General features: G+C 67.1%; 17 protein-coding genes. 11 read left to right on the top strand and 6 right to left on the bottom strand.

The features are described from left to right. Window positions 1-32 precede the first annotated feature (32 nt). From AC1PPK_RS12265 to AC1PPK_RS12230, 8 genes are all read left to right on the top strand, one after another. Window positions 33-1151, top strand: coding sequence for an ABC transporter ATP-binding protein (locus AC1PPK_RS12265; RefSeq protein WP_481118092.1), 1119 nt, complete (start codon window positions 33-35; stop codon window positions 1149-1151). Between the two features lie 65 nt (window positions 1152-1216). Beyond that, the gene (locus AC1PPK_RS12260) at window positions 1217-2251 is read left to right on the top strand and encodes an ABC transporter substrate-binding protein (protein WP_481118091.1); all 1035 of its coding nucleotides are present in this window, start codon (window positions 1217-1219) and stop codon (window positions 2249-2251) included. 108 nt (window positions 2252-2359) lie between these two features. Then, window positions 2360-3643, top strand: coding sequence for an ABC transporter permease (locus AC1PPK_RS12255; protein WP_481118090.1), 1284 nt, complete (start codon window positions 2360-2362; stop codon window positions 3641-3643). A gap of 11 nt (window positions 3644-3654) precedes the next feature. Beyond that, window positions 3655-4482 (top strand): ABC transporter permease, encoded by an 828-nt coding sequence (locus tag AC1PPK_RS12250; RefSeq protein WP_481118089.1) that lies wholly within the window; start codon window positions 3655-3657, stop codon window positions 4480-4482. 87 nt (window positions 4483-4569) lie between these two features. Continuing rightward, on the top strand, window positions 4570-6039 hold the full coding sequence (locus AC1PPK_RS12245; RefSeq protein ID WP_481118088.1) for an NAD-dependent succinate-semialdehyde dehydrogenase: 1470 nt from the start codon (window positions 4570-4572) through the stop codon (window positions 6037-6039). A 54-nt stretch (window positions 6040-6093) separates the two neighbouring features. Next, on the top strand, window positions 6094-7398 hold the full coding sequence (gabT, locus tag AC1PPK_RS12240; protein ID WP_481118087.1) for a 4-aminobutyrate--2-oxoglutarate transaminase: 1305 nt from the start codon (window positions 6094-6096) through the stop codon (window positions 7396-7398). A 154-nt stretch (window positions 7399-7552) separates the two neighbouring features. Then, complete coding sequence (locus tag AC1PPK_RS12235) at window positions 7553-8869, top strand: DcaP family trimeric outer membrane transporter (protein WP_481118086.1); 1317 nt, start codon at window positions 7553-7555, stop codon at window positions 8867-8869. Between the two features lie 71 nt (window positions 8870-8940). Next, window positions 8941-10221 carry a Glu/Leu/Phe/Val family dehydrogenase gene (locus AC1PPK_RS12230; RefSeq protein ID WP_481118085.1) on the top strand — a complete coding sequence of 427 codons (1281 nt, stop codon included), beginning with the start codon at window positions 8941-8943 and terminating at the stop codon, window positions 10219-10221. 24 nt (window positions 10222-10245) lie between these two features. Here AC1PPK_RS12230 and AC1PPK_RS12225 read toward each other — a convergent pair whose 3' ends face one another. Both AC1PPK_RS12225 and AC1PPK_RS12220 read right to left on the bottom strand, forming a co-directional pair. Beyond that, the gene (locus AC1PPK_RS12225; protein ID WP_481118084.1) at window positions 10246-11238 is read right to left on the bottom strand and encodes an aldo/keto reductase; all 993 of its coding nucleotides are present in this window, start codon (window positions 11236-11238) and stop codon (window positions 10246-10248) included. A 16-nt stretch (window positions 11239-11254) separates the two neighbouring features. Then, window positions 11255-12022 (bottom strand): SDR family NAD(P)-dependent oxidoreductase, encoded by a 768-nt coding sequence (locus AC1PPK_RS12220; RefSeq protein ID WP_481118083.1) that lies wholly within the window; start codon window positions 12020-12022, stop codon window positions 11255-11257. A gap of 110 nt (window positions 12023-12132) precedes the next feature. Here AC1PPK_RS12220 and AC1PPK_RS12215 point away from each other — a divergent pair, with 110 nt between their 5' ends. Next, window positions 12133-13020, top strand: a complete 888-nt coding sequence (locus AC1PPK_RS12215; protein ID WP_481118082.1) for a LysR family transcriptional regulator — start codon at window positions 12133-12135, stop codon at window positions 13018-13020. Window positions 13021-13024: 4 nt separating this feature from the next. Here AC1PPK_RS12215 and AC1PPK_RS12210 read toward each other — a convergent pair whose 3' ends face one another. From AC1PPK_RS12210 to AC1PPK_RS12195, 4 genes are read right to left on the bottom strand one after another with little or no spacing between them, the layout of a single operon-like run. Then, window positions 13025-13321, bottom strand: coding sequence for a DUF167 domain-containing protein (locus AC1PPK_RS12210; RefSeq protein WP_481118081.1), 297 nt, complete (start codon window positions 13319-13321; stop codon window positions 13025-13027). A gap of 2 nt (window positions 13322-13323) precedes the next feature. Next, on the bottom strand, window positions 13324-13896 hold the full coding sequence (locus AC1PPK_RS12205) for a YggT family protein (protein WP_481118080.1): 573 nt from the start codon (window positions 13894-13896) through the stop codon (window positions 13324-13326). Window positions 13897-13910: 14 nt separating this feature from the next. Further along, window positions 13911-14723, bottom strand: coding sequence for a pyrroline-5-carboxylate reductase (proC, locus tag AC1PPK_RS12200; RefSeq protein ID WP_481118079.1), 813 nt, complete (start codon window positions 14721-14723; stop codon window positions 13911-13913). A gap of 38 nt (window positions 14724-14761) precedes the next feature. Next, window positions 14762-15496 carry a YggS family pyridoxal phosphate-dependent enzyme gene (locus AC1PPK_RS12195; protein WP_481118078.1) on the bottom strand — a complete coding sequence of 245 codons (735 nt, stop codon included), beginning with the start codon at window positions 15494-15496 and terminating at the stop codon, window positions 14762-14764. 74 nt (window positions 15497-15570) lie between these two features. On the opposite strand from AC1PPK_RS12195, the gene AC1PPK_RS12190 reads away from it, so the two are divergent. Continuing rightward, window positions 15571-16614 (top strand): type IV pilus twitching motility protein PilT, encoded by a 1044-nt coding sequence (locus tag AC1PPK_RS12190; protein WP_481118077.1) that lies wholly within the window; start codon window positions 15571-15573, stop codon window positions 16612-16614. Between the two features lie 64 nt (window positions 16615-16678). Next, window positions 16679-17815, top strand: a complete 1137-nt coding sequence (locus AC1PPK_RS12185; RefSeq protein WP_481118076.1) for a PilT/PilU family type 4a pilus ATPase — start codon at window positions 16679-16681, stop codon at window positions 17813-17815. Window positions 17816-17822 lie beyond the last annotated feature (7 nt).

Genomic DNA, 17822 nt, shown 5'->3' with positions numbered 1-17822 from the left:
CCGTTGTGAACCGCACCCTGGAGGATTACCCAATGGCCGCACAACCCGGCAGCACCCAGCAGGAAGCCCACGTCACCTTCACCCGCGTCCAGAAGACCTACGACGGTGAAACCCTCATCGTCCGCGACCTCAATCTAGAGATCCGCCGCGGCGAATTCCTCACCCTGCTCGGCCCCTCCGGCTCGGGCAAGACCACCTGTTTGATGATGCTGGCCGGCTTCGAGACCCCCACCTCCGGCGAGATCCGCGTCGGCGGCACGGTCATCAACAAGGTGCCGCCGCACCGCCGCAACATCGGCATGGTGTTCCAGAACTACGCGCTGTTCCCGCACATGACGGTCGCCGAGAACCTGCGCTTCCCCCTCAGCGTGCGCAAGCTGCCGGCCGCCGACATCGACGCCAAGGTCAAGCGCGCCCTCGCAATGGTGCGCCTCGAAGCCTTCGGCAACCGCTACCCGCAGCAGCTCTCCGGCGGCCAGCAACAGCGCATCGCGCTGGCCCGCGCACTGGTCTTCGAACCCGAACTGGTGCTGATGGACGAGCCCCTCGGCGCCCTCGACAAGCAGCTGCGCGAGCACATGCAGATCGAGATCAAGCACCTCCACGACAGCCTCGGCATCACCTTCGTCTTCGTCACCCACGACCAGGGCGAGGCGCTGACCATGTCCGATCGGATCGCCGTCTTCGACCGTGGCGAGATCCAGCAGATCGACAGCGCCGAATGCCTCTACGAGGAACCGGCCAATGCCTTCGTCGCGGGCTTCATCGGCGAGAGCAACACCTTCCAGGGCACCTTGCTCGAGCGTAACGGCGACGCCTGTGCGATCCGCCTGCCGAGCGGCGCGGTGGTCCAGGCCCGGGCCGCCGACGTCGGCGCGGTGGGCAGCAGCGCGGTGGTCTCCGTGCGCCCCGAGCGCATCGTCCTCAACGGTGCCTCGGCCGGCTGCGAGAACCGCTTCAGCGCCAAGGTCAAGGAACTCATCTATCAGGGCGACCACGTGCGCGTACAGCTCGACCTCGGCAACCAGTCCAGCCTGATGGTCAAGGCGCCGATCTCCCAGCTCAGCCACGAGCTGCGCCCCGAACAACCCATCGAGGTCGGCATCCCGGCCGCCCACCTGCGCGCCCTGGCTCCCACGCCGAGCGCCTGACGAATCCGCCGCACCCGTCGTCTTTTCCGATCCACGCCATCCCACTATCCCGGAGAACCACCACCATGCATGCCCTCAAATCCATCGCCCTCGCCGTCTGCGGCATCCTGTCCTGTAGCAGCGCCATGGCCAGCGAACTGACCCTGATCTCCTTCGGCGGCACCAACCAGAAGGCCCAGGACAAGGCCTTCTACCAGCCCTTCATGAAGAGCAGCGGCAACAAGATCCTGCCCGGCGAATACAACGGCGAGCAGGCCCGCGTAAAGGCGATGGTCGAAGCCCATAAGGTGACCTGGGACGTGGTCGAGGTCGAATCCCCCGAGCTGGCCCGCGGCTGCGAGGAAGGCCTGTACGAGAAGCTCGACTACAGCAAGATCGGCGGCAAGGACGAGTTCATCGGCAAGGCCGTCACCGACTGCGGCATCGGCTTCTTCGTGTGGTCCACGCTGCTCGCCTACAACGCCGACAAGCTGAAGGCCGCCCCTGCCAGCTGGGCCGACTTCTGGGACCTGAAGAAATTCCCCGGCAAGCGCGGCATGCGCAAGGGCGCCAAGTTCACCCTCGAGATCGCCCTCCTCGCCGACGGCGTGAAGCCCGACCAGGTCTACAAGCTGCTCGCCAGCAAGGACGGCGTCGACCGCGCCTTCAAGAAGCTCGACCAGATCAAGGGCTCCATCCAGTGGTGGGAAGCCGGCGCCCAGCCGCCGCAGATGCTCGCCGCCGGCGACGTGGTAATGAGCTCCGCCTACAACGGCCGCATTGCCACCGCCCAGAAGGAAGGCAAGAACCTCAAGATGGTGTGGGGCGGCAACATCTATGACGTGGAGTCCTATGCCATTCCGAAGGGCGCCCCCAACCGTGACCTGGCCTACAAGTACCTGCACTTCTCCAGCAAGGCCGAGAACCAGCAGGTCTTCTCCGGCGAGATCCCCTACGGCCCGACCAACCTGAAGGCCGCCAAGTCGATGCCGGCGCAGATCGCCGCCGAACTGCCGACCTCCGCCGCCAACATCGCCAGCGCCCTGCCCAGCAACACCCAGTTCTGGGTCGAACACGGCGAAGAGCTGGAGCAGCGCTTCAACAGCTGGGCCGCCAAGTAAGCCGACCGCCGAATGACGCCCGCCATGTCCTCGAGCAGCACCTCCCCCTCTCCTGCCCTGGACCTTGGCCGGGCGTCACCCGACCGGGCTCCGGCCCCGACGACCACCATGGATGAAGCCCCCATGACCGCCACCACCCTGACCGCACCCGCCGCCGCCGAGCCCGCCGAACGGGCGCTGCCCCTCAAGACCCGCCTGCAGCGGGCCGAACGGCGCAAGAAGCTGCTGCACCTGGCGCTGATCGCCCCCCTCGCCGTCTTCCTGCTGCTGACCTTTCTGTGGCCCATCGGCGCACTGCTCAAGCGCAGCGTGGACAACCCCGAAGTGGTCGGCGGCCTGCCCGCAACCGCCGCTGCACTGGAACACTGGAATGGCCAGGGCCTGCCGCCGGCCTCGACCCTCGCCGTCTTCGTGAAGGAAATGGAAGCCGCCCACGGCACCACCGAGCTGGCGTCCGCCGCCAAGCGACTCAATACCGAGATGACCGGCTACCGCAGCCTGATCATGAAGACCGCCCGCAGCCTGCCGCTGCCCGACGGCGCCAACCTTCAGGACGGCCTCGCCGCCATCGATCCGCGCTGGAGCGAGCCGCACACCTGGCAGGTCATGGCCCGCGCCGGCCAGCCCTACACCAGCTATTACCTGCTGGCTGCCCTCGACCACACGCTCGATGCCGACGGCGCCATCGTCGCCGCCACCGAAGACCAGGCCATCTACCTGGACGTGCTCGGCCGCACCTTCTGGATGAGCCTGGTGGTCACCCTGTGCTGCCTGGTCCTCGGCTTCCCGCTGGCCTACCTGCTGACCAGCCTGCCCACCCGCAGCAGCAACCTGCTGATGATCCTGGTGCTGCTGCCCTTCTGGACTTCCATCCTGGTGCGCGTCGCCTCGTGGATCGTGCTGCTGCAGTCCGGCGGCCTGGTCAATCAGGCCCTGCAGGCCCTCGGCCTCATCGACGAACCCCTGCAGCTGGTGTTCAACCGCCTCGGTGTGTACATCGCCATGACCCACATCCTGCTGCCCTTCATGATCCTGCCGCTGTACTCGGTGATGAAAGGCATCTCGCCGATCTACCTGCGCGCTGCTCAGTCCCTCGGCTGCCCGCCCTTCCAGAGCTTCTGGAAGGTGTACTTCCCGCAGACCCTGCCGGGCGTATTCGCCGGTGCCCTGCTGGTCTTCATCCTGTCGATGGGCTACTACATCACCCCCGCCCTTCTCGGCGGCCCGCAGGAGCAGATGGCCAGCTACTTCATCGCCTTCTACACCAACGAGACGATCAACTGGGGCATGGCCGCCGCCCTCTCCACCGTGCTGCTCGGCGCCACCCTGCTGCTCTACGTTGTCTATTCCCGTTACGCCGGCCAGGGTCGCAACACGGCCAAGGCCCGCTGAAGGAGAACACCATGTTGCAAGCCTACGCCTCGCCCCTCGAACGGACCTGGTTCTACGCCCACCGGGTCATCGCCGGCCTGATCCTGCTGTTCCTGATCCTGCCGATCCTGGTCATCGTGCCGCTGTCCTTCAACTCGGACTCCTTCCTGATGTACCCGATGGCCGGCGCCTCCCTGCGCTGGTACGAGGAGATCATCGGCTCCGACGTGTGGCGCAACGCGCTGATGAACAGCCTGATCGTCTCGCCGGCCGCCACGCTGCTGGCGGTGGTGCTGGGCACCCTGGCCTCCATCGGCCTGGTGCGCAGCGACTTCCCCGGCAAAGCCTTGCTCACCGCCATCCTCATCTCGCCGATGGTGGTGCCGGTGGTCATCGTCGGCGTCGCGGTGTACCTGTTCTTCGCCCCCCTCGGCCTGGCCGGCAGCTACACCGGGCTGATCCTGGCCCATGCCGCCCTCGGCGTGCCTTTCGTCATCACCACCGTCACCGCCACGCTGCAGGGCTTCGACTACAACCTGGTGCGCGCCGCTGCCAGCCTGGGCGCCAACCCGGTGCTGACCTTCTTCCGGGTCACCCTGCCGCTGGTTGCACCGGGTATCGTCTCCGGCGGGCTATTCGCCTTTGCCACCTCCTTCGACGAAGTGGTGGTCACGCTCTTCCTCGCCAGCCCCGGCCAGGCCACGCTGCCGCGTCAGATGTTCGCCGGCATCCGCGAGAACATCAGCCCAGCCATCGCCGCGGTGGCGACGATCCTGATCGTGCTTTCCACCCTCATGCTGCTGACCCTCGAATGGCTCCGCCAGCGCTCCGAGAAGCTGCGCACCGGAAAGTCGCGCTGAGAGTTGCGCTGAGAGTCGCGCTAAAAACCTAAACCCCTGATCCACCTCTGTTTTTTTAATCCCACTCGTGTCGGGAGAGCCCTTCTCATGCCCAAAATCTGTGATTCCACCCTGTTCCGCCATGCCGCCTTCATCAACGGCGAGTGGTGCGAGGCCGACGACAGCGCCACCAGCGAGATCCTCAACCCGGCCAGCGGCGCCAGCCTCGGCACCGTGCCGGTGATGGGCGCCGCGGAAACCCGCCGCGCCATCGACGCTGCCAACGCCGCCCTGCCGGCCTGGCGCCGCCTGCCCGCCGCCCAGCGTGACAAGCTGCTGCGCGCCTGGTACGAACTGCTGCTGGAAAACCAGGAAGACCTGGCCGTCATCATGACTTGCGAGCAGGGCAAGCCCCTCGCCGAAGCCCGCGGCGAAGTGGCCTACGCCGCCTCCTACCTGGAATGGTTCGCCGAGGAAGGCAAGCGCGCCTACGGCGAGACCATCCCATCGCCCTTCCCCGACCGTCGCCTGCTCGTCATCAAGGAACCGGTCGGCGTGTGCGCCGCCGTCACGCCGTGGAACTTCCCGGCCGCGATGATTACCCGCAAGGCCGGCGCGGCCCTCGCCGCTGGCTGCACGATGGTCCTCAAGCCGGCCCCGCAGACGCCCTACTCGGCCCTCGCGCTGGCCGTGCTGGCCGAACGCGCCGGCATCCCCAAGGGCGTCTTCAACGTGGTCACCAGCGACGTGGCCAGCTCGGCGGCGATCGGCGGCGAGCTGTGCGCCAACCCCATCGTGCGCAAGCTGTCTTTCACCGGCTCCACCGCCGTCGGCGCCCGCCTGATGGCCCAGTGCGCGCCGTCGATCAAGAAGCTGTCGCTGGAACTGGGCGGCAACGCGCCCTTCATCGTCTTCGACGACGCCGACCTGGACGCCGCCGTGCAGGGCGCCCTCGCCTCCAAGTACCGCAACGCCGGCCAGACCTGCGTCTGCGCCAACCGCCTGTTGGTGCAGGACGGCGTGTATGAGGCCTTCGCCGCCAAGCTGGCCGAGGCGGTCATGGCCCTCAAGGTCGGCGACGGCCTGGAGCCCGGCACCACCCAGGGTCCGCTGATCAACGAGGCCGCCGTTGCCAAGGTCGAGCGCCACGTGGCCGACGCCGTCGCCAAGGGCGCCCAGGTGCTCACCGGCGGCAAGCGCCATGCCCTCGGCGGCAGCTTCTTCGAGCCCACCGTGCTGACCGGCGTCACCACCGAGATGGCGGTGGCCCGCGAAGAGACCTTCGGCCCGATGGCCCCGCTGTTCCGCTTCGCCACCGAAGCCGACGCCATCCGCATGGCCAACGACACCGAATTCGGCCTCGCCTCCTATCTGTACAGCCGCGACATCGGCCGCATCTGGCGGGTTTCCGAAGCCCTCGAGTACGGCATGGTCGGCGTCAACACCGGCCTCATCTCCACCGAGGTCGCCCCCTTCGGCGGCGTCAAGTCCTCCGGCCTCGGCCGCGAAGGCTCCAGCCACGGCCTCGATGACTACCTGGAGATCAAGTACGTGGCCCTCGGCGGCCTCGACGCCTGATCCCTTATTCCCTCTTTGCACCAAGACATTCAGACCTTCATACGGAGAACAGCAATGAACCAAGCGCTTCAACAACAAAACGCCCACATGATGGCCCGCCGCTCCGCCGCCCTGCCCCGCGGCGTGGGCCAGGCCCACTCCCTGTTCGCCAGCCGCGCCAAGGGCGCCGAGCTGTGGGACGTGGAAGGCCGCCGCTTCATCGACTTCGTGGCCGGCATCGCGGTGGTCAACACCGGCCACTGCCACCCCAAGGTCGTCGAAGCCGCCGCCGCCCAGATGGAAGCCTTCACCCACACCTGCTTCCAGGTCGTCGCCTACGACGGCTACGTGACCCTCGCCGAGCGTCTCAACGCCCTCGCCCCGGTGGACGGCCCGGCCAAGAGCTTCTTCATGAGCACCGGCGCCGAGGCCGTCGAGAACGCCGTCAAGGTGGCCCGCGCCTACACCGGCCGGCCCGGCATCATCGCCTTCAACGGCGCCTTCCACGGCCGCACCTGCATGACCCTCGGGCTGACCGGCAAGGTCGATCCGTACAAGCTGCGCATGGGCCCCTTCCCGGCCGAGATCTACCACGCGCCCTTCCCCTGCGAACTGCACGGCACCTGCATCGACGAGGCCATCCACGGCATCGAGCTGCTGTTCAAGAACGATATCGAGCCGGCCCGCGTGGCGGCCTTCATCATCGAGCCGGTGCAGGGCGAAGGTGGCTACTACCCGGTGCCCACCGAGTTCCTGCAGCGCCTGCGCGCCCTCGCCGACAAGCACGGCATCCTCCTCATCGCCGACGAGATCCAGACAGGCATGGCGCGTACCGGCAAGGTCTTCGCCATCGAACACAGCGGCGTCCAGCCGGACATCATCACCATGGCCAAGGGCCTCGGCGGCGGCTTCCCGATCTCCGCCATCGTCGGCCGCGCCGAGGTGATGGACGCCGTTTCTCCCGGCGGCCTCGGCGGCACCTACTCCGGCAGCCCGCTGGCTTGCGCCGCCGCGCTGGCCGTGCTCGACGCCGTCGAGGAAGAAAAACTGTGCGAGCGCGCCGTCCAGATCGGCGCCCGCATGCAGGCCCGCCTGCGCGACATGGCCGGCTGGGCGCCGTGCATCGGCGACGTGCGCGGCGTCGGCGCGATGGTGGCCTTCGAGTTCTTCCACGACGCCGAGCGCACCCGCCCGGCACCGGAAATCACCAAGGCCCTGGTCGCCGAAGCCTTCAAGCGCCAGCTCCTGCTGCTGTCCTGTGGCAGCTACGGCAACGTGATCCGCCTGATGACACCGCTGACCCTCGACGACGCGCTGCTGGAAGAAGGCTTCGACGTGCTCGAAGCCAGCCTGCGCGCGGTGCTCGCCGCCCAGGGCTAAACGCCCGCCCGCCGCAGTCCCTGCCTCGGGGCTGCGGCTCCCCACCCGATAACACGGGGCCCACCCCGGACCGAATTTTCATGCGCCCCGCCGCGCAGGGGCACGCCTTGCCTGCTGAAACCGTTTTCAACACCGTCAATTGGGAGTCCGTACCATGAAGAAGCCGCAACTGATCCTCGCCCTCACAGCCACCGGCGTCCTTTCCGTGCCCGGCATCGCCTGTGCCGGCGAAGTGGAAGACCTGAAAGCCATGCTGCTGAAGATGCAGGCGCGCATCGAGCAGCTGGAAAGCCGCCCGGTCGCCGCCCCCGTCGCCGTCGCAGCACCAGCCCCGGCGCCGGCCCTCAACCCGGCCGACGTGGTCGTCCGCGGCTCGATGCCGGGCTCCTTCAAGATGCCGGGCACCGAGACCTCCATCAAGTTCGGCGGCTATGTGCAGCTCGACGCCATCTACGACTTCAAGGGCAACCAGGGCCGCGCCGTGAGCGCCGGCGATATCGCCCTCAACGGCAGCGCCGACGCCAAGCGCAAGGGCACCACCACCTTCAGCGCCCGCACGTCCCGCATCAACATGCAGACCGCCACGCCGAGCGAGCTGGGCGAGATCAAGACCAAGATCGAGTTCGACTTCTTCACCGACGAAGGCAGCGAGACCTACACCAACTCGGCCCGCCCGCGCCTGCGCCATGCCTACGGCACCGTCGGCAACTGGCTGGCCGGCCAGACCTGGTCCAACTTCATGGACCTGGACGCCATGCCCGAGACCCTGGAATTCAACGGCCCCACCGGCCAGGTCTTCATCCGCCAGCCGCAGCTGCGCTACACCACCGCCCTCGGCAGCGCCAGCCAGTTCTCGGTGTCGGTGGAAAACCCCCAGACCGACGCCCGCGACAACGGCGGCAACGTGACCGCCATCGACCGCGGCGCCGACCTCACCGCCAAGTGGCAGCACAGCGGCGACTACGGCCACTTCGACCTGCGCGCCCTGGTCCGCCCGCTGAAGGCCGACGACGGCAGCGGCAACAACCACGCCTCCACCACCGGCTGGGCACTGGGCCTCGGCGGCACCCTCAAGCTGGGCGCCAACGACACGGTGCTCTACCAGCTCAACGGCGGCCAGGGCATCGGCCGCTACATTCAGGACGTGTACGGCGCCGCCGCCTACGACGCCAGCTCCGGCACCCTGTCGGCCCAGAAGGCGGCCGGCGGCTACCTGGCCCTGCAGCATTTCTGGAACACCGTGCTGCGCTCCACGGTGTCCTTCAACGCCACCCACATCAACAACAGGACCGGCTTCGGCGACATCTCCGGCCTCAACACCGATACCCGCCAGGTGCACGCCAACCTGATCTGGAAGGCCGCCTCCCAGCTCGACGTGGGCATGGAGTACGTGTGGTCCCAACGCAAGGTGGAAGGCGGCGCCGAAGGCACCTCCAGCCGCGTCCAGGGCGCCGTCAAGTACAACTTCTAAACCACTCCAGGGCGTCGGCGGCCCCGCCCTCCGCCGGCACTCCGCGCAACTCAGCCCCCACAGGAGAAACCATGCTCGACCCCTTGCCTTCCTACCTCCGCCCCAGCAACGACGCCGGCCCCTGGGGCGTCTACATGCAGCAGATCGACCGGGTGACGCCCTACCTGGGCGAGCTGACCTACTGGGTCGACACCCTCAAGCGCCCCAAGCGCGTCCTCATCGTGGACGTGCCGGTCAAGATGGACGACGGCACGGTGGCCCACTTCGAGGGCTACCGGGTGCACCACAACACCTCCCGCGGCCCCGGCAAGGGCGGCATCCGCTTCCACCAGGACGTGACCCTCTCCGAGGTGATGGCCCTCGCCGGCTGGATGACCGTCAAGAACGCCGCCGTCGGCGTGCCCTACGGCGGCGCCAAGGGCGGCATCCGGGTCGACCCGCGGACCCTCAGCCACGGCGAGCTGGAACGCCTGACCCGCCGCTACACCAGCGAGCTTAACGTACTGATCGGGCCGGACAAGGACATCCCGGCGCCGGACGTGAACACCAACGAGCAGATCATGGCCTGGATGATGGACACCTACTCCATCAACCAGGGACGCACCGCCACCGGCGTCGTCACCGGCAAGCCCCTCAGCCTCGGCGGCAGCCTCGGCCGCCGGGACGCCACCGGGCGCGGCGTGTTCGTGGTCGGCGCGGCGGCGGCGAAGGATGCCGGTATCCCCTTGAGCGGCGCCCGCGTCGCCATCCAGGGCTTCGGCAACGTGGGCGGCACCGCCGCGCGCTGCTTCCACGAGGCCGGCGCCCGCGTGTTGGCGGTACAGGACGTCTCCGGCACGGTGTTCCACCCGGGCGGGCTGAACATCCCGGCCCTGCTGGCCTGGGTCGCCGCCGGCCGGCCGCTGGCCGAGTTCCGCGACGGCGAACGGATTCCCGACGACAGCTTCTGGGACGTGCAAAGCGACTTCCTGGTGCCGTCGGCGCTGGAACAGCAGATCACCATTCACAACGCCCCGCGCATCCGCACCCGCATCGTGCTCGAAGGCGCCAACGGCCCGACCACCCCGGAGGCCGACGACATCCTCGCCGAGCGCGGCATCCAGGTGGTGCCCGACGTGCTCGCCAACGCCGGCGGCGTAACGGTCAGCTACTTCGAGTGGGTGCAGGATTTCTCGAGCTTCTTCTGGTCGGAGGAGGAGATCAACGCCCGCCTCGACCGCATCATGGAAGAGGCGTACACGCACATCCGCGACACAGCCCGCGCCCGGCGGGTGAGCTTGCGCACCGCCGCCTTCATCCTGGCCTGCGAACGCATCCTGACAGCGCGGGAGATGCGCGGGCTGTATCCCTGAGCCGTGCTGCGCCTGGCGGCGGCGCTACTCGATGCCGAGCATGCCCGCCGCCGGGTAGCGTGCGCCGGCCACCCGATGCGGGTCGAACAGTCGGCCCAACTCGCGGCATTCGTCCTCTGTCAGGCGGAGCGCGGCGGCCGCGATGTTCTCCTCCAGCCAGCGCACTCGTCGGGTGCCGGGGATCGGGATCACATGGGGATGGCTGGCCAACAGCCAGGCCAGGGCGACCTGAGCACTGCTGACACCGCGCACCGCCGCGAAGGCCTCGAGGCCGGCCACCAAGCCGCGGTTGACCTCCGCCGCCTCGGCCTCGAAGCGCGGATTGTTCTTGCGGAAATCGTCCTCGGCCAGCGCCCCTGTCTCCACCGTTCCGGTCAGGAAGGCGCGGCCGAGGGGGCTGTAAGCGACGAAGCTAGCGCCCAGCGCCGCGCAGGCGGCGAGCATGCCCCCCTCCGGCTCCCGCGACCACAGGGAATACTCGCTCTGCACCGCGGCCACCGGATGCACCGCATGGGCCCGCCGCAGGCTGTCCACCGAGACTTCGGAGAGGCCGATCCGGCGCACCTTGCCGGCGCGCACCAACTCACCCATCGCGCCGACCACCTCCTCGATCGGCACGGCCGGATCGCGTCGATGGCAGTAGTACAGATCGATACAGTCCACGCCCAGCCGCCGCAAGGATGCCTCGCAAGCCTGACGCACGTAGGCGGGAGAATTGTCTATGCGCCGCTCGTAGCGCCCCGCCTCGCGCACGATGCCGAACTTGGTGGCCACCCGGACCTGATCCCGGCGGACTGGACCGCCTTCGCGCAGGAAGCGGCCTAGCAGTTCCTCGTTATGGCCGAAGCCATAGGTGTCGGCAGTGTCGAACAGGCTCACTCCGAGTTCCAGGGCGCGGGCCAGGGTGGCCAGGGACTCCCCGTCATCGCTGCGCCCGTAGAACTCGCTCATGCCCATGCAGCCCAGGCCGATCGCCGACACTGTATTGCCGCCCTGGCCGAGAACACGTTGTTCCATCTGCATCACCCCTCCCTTACTGAACCGTAAAGCCGCCATCCACCGCCAACCCCTGCCCGCTGATGTAGCTCGCAGCACCGGAAAGCAAGAACAACACCGGTCGGGCTATTTCATCCGGCTGGCCGACGCGCCCAGCCGGAAAGCCCTCGCCGGCCGCCCGCAGATTGTCCAGGCTGCCGAAGCCGCTCTCAGCCATCGGCGTCTCCACTGGCCCCGGACACACCGCGTTGATACGGATACCAAGCCGGTAGTAGTCCAGCGCCGCCGAGCGCGTCAGCCCCAGCACCGCATGCTTGCTGGTGTTGTAGGGCGACAGACCGGGAAAAGCGACCTGGGCGACGACCGAGGCGTTGTTGACGATGGCCCCACCGCCACTCTGCAGCATGGCGGCGATCTCGTACTTCATGGCCCAGAACACGCCCGATACGTTGGTGCGCATCACCGCATCGAAATCCTCGCTGGCGATTTCATGCAGGGGCGCCGTCGGCCCGAGGAGGCCTGCGTTGTTGAAAGCGCCATCCAATCGCCCGAAGCGGGCGACGGTTGCAGCCACCGCCTCGCGCACCTGTGCCTCGACTCCTACATCCAGCCTCACCACCAGCGCCTCGCCGCCGGCCTCCTCGATCTGCCGGGCGATCGTCGCGCAGGCCTCGGTACGCCGGGCCGCCAATGCCACCCGTGCGCCAGCCTTGCCGAGAGCCAGCGCGGTAGCAGCACCCATGCCGGAGGAGGCGCCGGTTACCAGTACCACCTTGCCGGCCAGATCGGTCGAGTGCATATCCATTCTTCGTGTCCTTTCATTGATGCAGTAGGAATACGAAGCAGGCTACGCCGCGTCGGATCGTGCAACAATCCGCACAATACTCGATAACCTACTGAGCTAAATTCATCAATATGAACCGCGCCTGCCTGGCCGACCTGCAAGCCTTCGCCACCGTCGCCCGCCTGCGCAGCTTCCGCCGGGCGGCCGTCGAGCTGGGTGTTTCACCGTCGGCCCTGAGTCATACCCTTCGCGGGCTGGAGACCCGTCTCGGCGTCCGCCTGCTCAACCGCACGACGCGCAGCGTGGCCCCCAGCGAAGCCGGCCAGCGCCTGCTTGATCGCTTGGCTCCGGCCTTGCTGGACATCGACGACGCCCTCGACGAAGTCAACGCCTTCCGAGATTCGCCACGCGGCACCCTGCGCATCAACGCGCCGCGCTTTGCGGCCGAGCATGTGCTGGCCCCGCTGGTCACGCGCTTCCTGCTCGCCCATCCGGGCATGCGTCTGGAAATCGTCGCCGACGATGCGCTGGTGGACATCGTCGCCGCCGGCTTCGATGCCGGCGTACGCTTTGGCGAGCGCCTGCAGCAGGACATGGTTGCCGTTCCACTGGGCCCACCTCAGCGCTTCGTGGTCGTCGCGTCGCCCGACTACCTGCAGGAATCCGGCATCCCGCGCCATCCCCGCGAACTGCACGCACACCGCTGCGTGCGGGTCCGCTTTCCGAGCGGCATGCTGTACCGCTGGGAGTTCGAGAAGAATGGGGAAAAGCTGGAGGTGGACGTGGGCGGGCAGCTGGATGTGGGCGAGATGCCGCTGATGGTCCGTGCCGCCGAGGACGGGCTCGGGCTGGCTTACGTCTATGAGCAAAGTGCCGCCACCGGCGTGGCTGCCGGCCGGTTGGTGACAGTGCTGGACGACTGGCGCCCGACCGAACCAGGCTTCTACCTGTATTACCCGAGCCGCCGCCTGCCGCCGGCCGGGCTGCGCGCCTTCATCGAAATGCTGAAAGCGAGCTAGGGGTTCAGGTGGCCGCCTGCTCCAGCGCGAGGAGACGCGCGGGGTCGGCGCCGCTGACGCGGACCCGCTTGCTGCGCGAGGTATCCCCGCTGATCAGTTCGACGGATGCCTTCGGCACTCCGCAGGCCTTGGCCAGGAAGGCGATTAGCGCCGCATTGGCCTTGCCGTCCACCGGCGGCGCGGCGAGGCGGATCTTGAGGGCCTCGCCGTGCAGACCGGCGAATTCGGTCTTCTTGGCACCGGGCTGGATGTGCAGAGTCAGCGTCACGCTGCCATCCGCAGCCCGGTTCAGCCAGCTCATGCTCAGGCCAGCCCGATCAGCATGTACTTGCCCATCGCCAGCGCGCTGAGCAGCACCTGGAGGATGAGCAGCAGCGCGATCGGCGTCAGGTCCACCCCGCCAATGGCCGGGATGACGCGGCGGAACGGGCGCAGGAAGGGTTCGGCCAGCGCGTTGATGACACCCGCCATCGGCGCGTAGGGATTGACCCACGACAGGATGGCCGACATCAGCACCACGCCCATCAGCAGGTACAGCGCCGCCTTGATGGTTTCAAGCAAACCCACGCCCCACATCACGACCAACAGGCTGAGCGGATCGGCAATGCCGATGATGCCGCGCACCCACAAGGTGACGAACACCACCAGCGTCTGCACGATCCAGGCCGGCAGCAGGCTGGCGATATCCAGCCCGAACAGGCCCGGGATGAAGCGCCGCAGCGGCACCACGATCCAGTCGGTGGTGGCCAGCACGAAATTGCCGATCGGGTTGCGGAAGGAAATCCGCTGCCACTGCATCACGAAGCGCGCCAGCAGCACGCCGGAGAGCAGACTACCGAGGGTTTCGACAATGGTCAGGAACAGGTTTCCGAGCATGGCCGACTCCGCGCTCAGTCGCGGCCGAGCTGTTCGCCCAGCTCGCGGCCGCGGGCCTCGGCCGCCGCCACCGCGCGGGTCACGATGGCCGGGAAATCGTCGGCGGCGAAGGACGCCAGCGCCGCGGCGGTGGTGCCGCCCTTGGAGGTGACGCGCTCGCGCAGCACCGCCGGGGATTCGTCGCTGCTGGCCGCCAGCTTGGCCGCGCCGAGCACCGTATCGATGGCCAGCTTGCGGGCCGTGTCGGCGTCGAAACCGAGGGACTCGCCGGCCGCCTGCAGACATTCGATGAAGTGGAAGACATAAGCCGGGCCGCTGCCGGACACCGCGGTGACGCCATCGATCTGCGCCTCGTCGGCCACCCATACCACGCTGCCGACCGCCGACAGCACCTTGGCGGCGGCGTCGCACCCTGCCGCATCGACGGACGGATCGGCGAACAGGCCGGTGATGCCGGCGCCGATCAGGGCCGGCGTGTTGGGCATCGCCCGCACCAGCTTGCGGTAATCCCCCAGCCAGCGGCCAATGTCGGTCAGACGCAGGCCAGCGGCAATACTGACCACCACCTGATTGCTCAGGCGGCCGGCGATCGGCGCCACGGCGGCCTTCAGCTGCTGCGGCTTGACCGCCAGCACCAGCACGTCGCAAGCCAGCGCCTGGTCGTCGAGGGCTTCGACGGCGCGCACGCCGAAGACGCTCTCCAGCTTGGCGCGGCCTTCGGCCGACAGCTCGACGGCCTGAACGTCCGCCGCCTTGAAACCCTGCTTGACCAGACCGCCGATCAGGGCCGCCGCCATGTTGCCGCCACCCAGGAAGGTGATTTTCATCGGATTCTTTCCACCAGTTGGACTTAAAGGAAAATGCTTCAGCTGCGCGATCCAAAGATCGCCGTGCCCACGCGCACCATCGTCGAACCTTCGGCGATCGCCGCTTCCAGGTCGTCGGACATGCCCATCGACAGGGTATCGAGACCGTAGCCGGCCCCATTGAGTTCATCACGCAAGGCCCGCAGGCTGGCAAAACGCGCCCGCTGCACGGCCACGTCGGAAGTCGGCTCGGGAATCGCCATCAGGCCGCGCAGGCGCAGGCGCGGCAGCGCGGCCACGGCCTTCGCCAGCTCCGCCAGCTCGGCCGGTGCCACACCACTCTTGCTGTTCTCGCCGCTCACATTGACCTGGATGCACACGTTGAGCGGCGGCAGATGCACATCGCGCTGCTCGGACAGGCGCTCGGCGATCTTCAGCCGGTCGATGGAATGCACCCATGCGAAGTGGTTGGCCACCAGCCGCGTCTTGTTGCTCTGCAGCGGACCGATGAAATGCCATTCGAGATCGAGGCCAGTCAACGCCTCGACCTTGGCGACGCCTTCCTGCACGTAGTTCTCGCCAAAAGCCCGTTGCCCGGCGGCAGCGGCCTCCCGCACACTGTCGGCCGGCCAGGTCTTGCTCACCGCCAGCAGGCGGATTTCGGCCGGCTGACGCCCCACCGCCAGCGCCGCGGACGCGATGCGCATGACAAGGTTTTGAAGGCGGCCGGAAATGCCTGATTTATAATCTTCCAAAGCGTGAATCTGGGCTAAAGAGGCCGTTGAGTATAGCATCGGCTCTGGCGCTGCCCGTTTTGCACGCTTGCCCCGGTTATCCGTAATCCCGCTGCCCGCAACGAGTCACCACGATGGACATCACCGAACTGCTCGCTTTCACCGTCAAGAACAAGGCATCCGACCTGCATATCTCGGCCGGCCTGCCGCCGATGATCCGCGTGCACGGCGACGTGCGCCGCATCAACCTGCCCGCGCTGGTGCACAAAGATGTCCACGGCATGGTGTACGACATCATGAATGACTCCCAGCGCAAACAGTACGAGGAGCAGTTCGAAACCGACTTCTCCTTCGAGATCCCCAACCTGGCGCGCTTCCGGGTCAATGCCTTCAATCAGAACCGCGGCGCCGCGGCAGTGTTCCGGGTCATTCCGTCCAAGGTGCTGACCCTCGATGAACTGAACTGCCCGAAGATCTTCAAGGACATCGCCATCCAGCCGCGGGGCATCGTACTGGTCACCGGCCCGACGGGTTCGGGCAAGTCCACGACGCTGGCGGCGATGGTGGATTACGTCAACGAGAACGAATACGGCCATATCCTAACCATCGAGGATCCGATCGAATTCGTACATGAGTCCAAGCGCTGCCTGATCAACCAGCGGGAAGTCATGCGCGACACCCACTCCTTCAACGCGGCGCTGCGCTCGGCGCTGCGGGAAGATCCGGACGTGGTGCTGGTCGGTGAAATGCGCGACCTGGAAACCATCCGCCTGGCGCTGACCGCCGCCGAAACCGGCCACCTGGTGTTCGGCACGCTGCATACCTCGTCCGCCGCCAAGACCATCGACCGTATCGTGGACGTCTTCCCCGCCGCCGAGAAGGATATGGTTCGCGCGATGATGTCCGAATCCCTGCGTGCGGTGATCTCTCAGACCCTGCTGAAGACCAAGGACGGCACCGGCCGTGTCGCCGCCCACGAAATCATGATCGGCACCCCGGCGATCCGTAACCTGATCCGGGAGAACAAGGTCGCCCAGATGTATTCGGCGATCCAGACCAGCCAGAACGTGGGGATGCAGACCCTCGACCAATGCCTGGCCGATTTGGTCCGGCGCAATATCGTGTCGGGTGCCGAAGCCCGTCTGAAAGCCCAGAACAAGGACAGCTTCCCGGCCTAAAGCCTCTTCGTCCCCATCCTAAAACCGCAACAACCACCGGCCGCGCCGGTGACAGGAACGCACCATGGAACGCGATCAGGCCCTCAAGTTCATGCATGACCTGCTGCGGCTGATGCTGCAGAAGAATGGCTCCGACCTCTTCATCACGGCGGCCTTCCCGCCGGCGATCAAGATCGACGGCAAGATCGTGCCGCAGTCGAACCAGCAACTCACCCACACCCACACCATGGAACTGGCGCGGGTGATCATGAGCGACCGTCAGGCCCAGGAGTTCGAAGCCACCAAGGAGTGCAACTTCGCCATCTCCCCGCCGGGCATCGGCCGCTTCCGCGCCAACGCCTTCATCCAGCAGGGCCAGGTCGGCATGGTGCTTCGGACCATCCCGCAGAAGATCCCGACTTTCGACGACCTCGGCCTGCCACCGGTGCTGAAGGACATCACCATGTCCAAGCGGGGCCTGGTGATCTTCGTCGGCGGTACCGGCACCGGCAAGACCACTTCGCTGGCGGCGATGGTGGACTACCGCAATGAGAAGAGCTACGGCCACATCATCACCGTCGAAGATCCGATCGAGTTCGTGCACGCCCACAAGAACTGCATCGTCACTCAGCGGGAAGTCGGTATCGACACCGAATCCTGGGAACCGGCGCTGAAGAACACCCTGCGCCAGGCCCCGGACGTGATCCTGATGGGAGAAATCCGCGACCGGGAAACGATGGACTACGCCATCGCCTTCGCTGAAACGGGTCACCTGTGCCTGGCCACGCTGCACGCCAATAGCGCCAACCAGGCCATCGACCGGATCGTCAACTTCTTCCCCGAAGAGCGCCGCCACCAGCTGCTGATGGACCTCTCCCTGAACCTGCGGGCACTGATCTCCCAGCGCCTGTTGCCGATGTGCGACCGCAAGGGCCGTGTGCCGGCGGTGGAGGTCATGCTCAACTCGCCGCTAATCTCCGACCTGATCTTCAAGGGCGAGATTCCCGGCATCAAGGAAGTCATGAAGCGCTCCAGCGAGCTCGGCATGCAGACCTTCGACCAGAGCCTGTTCGATCTCTACGAACGGGGCCTGATCAGCTACGAGGACGCCCTGCGCAACGCCGACTCGATGAACGATCTGCGCCTGCAGATCAAGCTGAAAAGCCGCCGCGGCGACCGGGACATGGCCCCCTCGGGCATCCAGAACCTCGACATCGTCTGAACGGGGG

The sequence above is a fragment of the Zoogloea sp. JDB1 genome (assembly GCF_056724025.1).
Note: the sequence above shows the minus strand (reverse complement) of the source record. Positions and strands in the feature narration are given on the sequence as shown.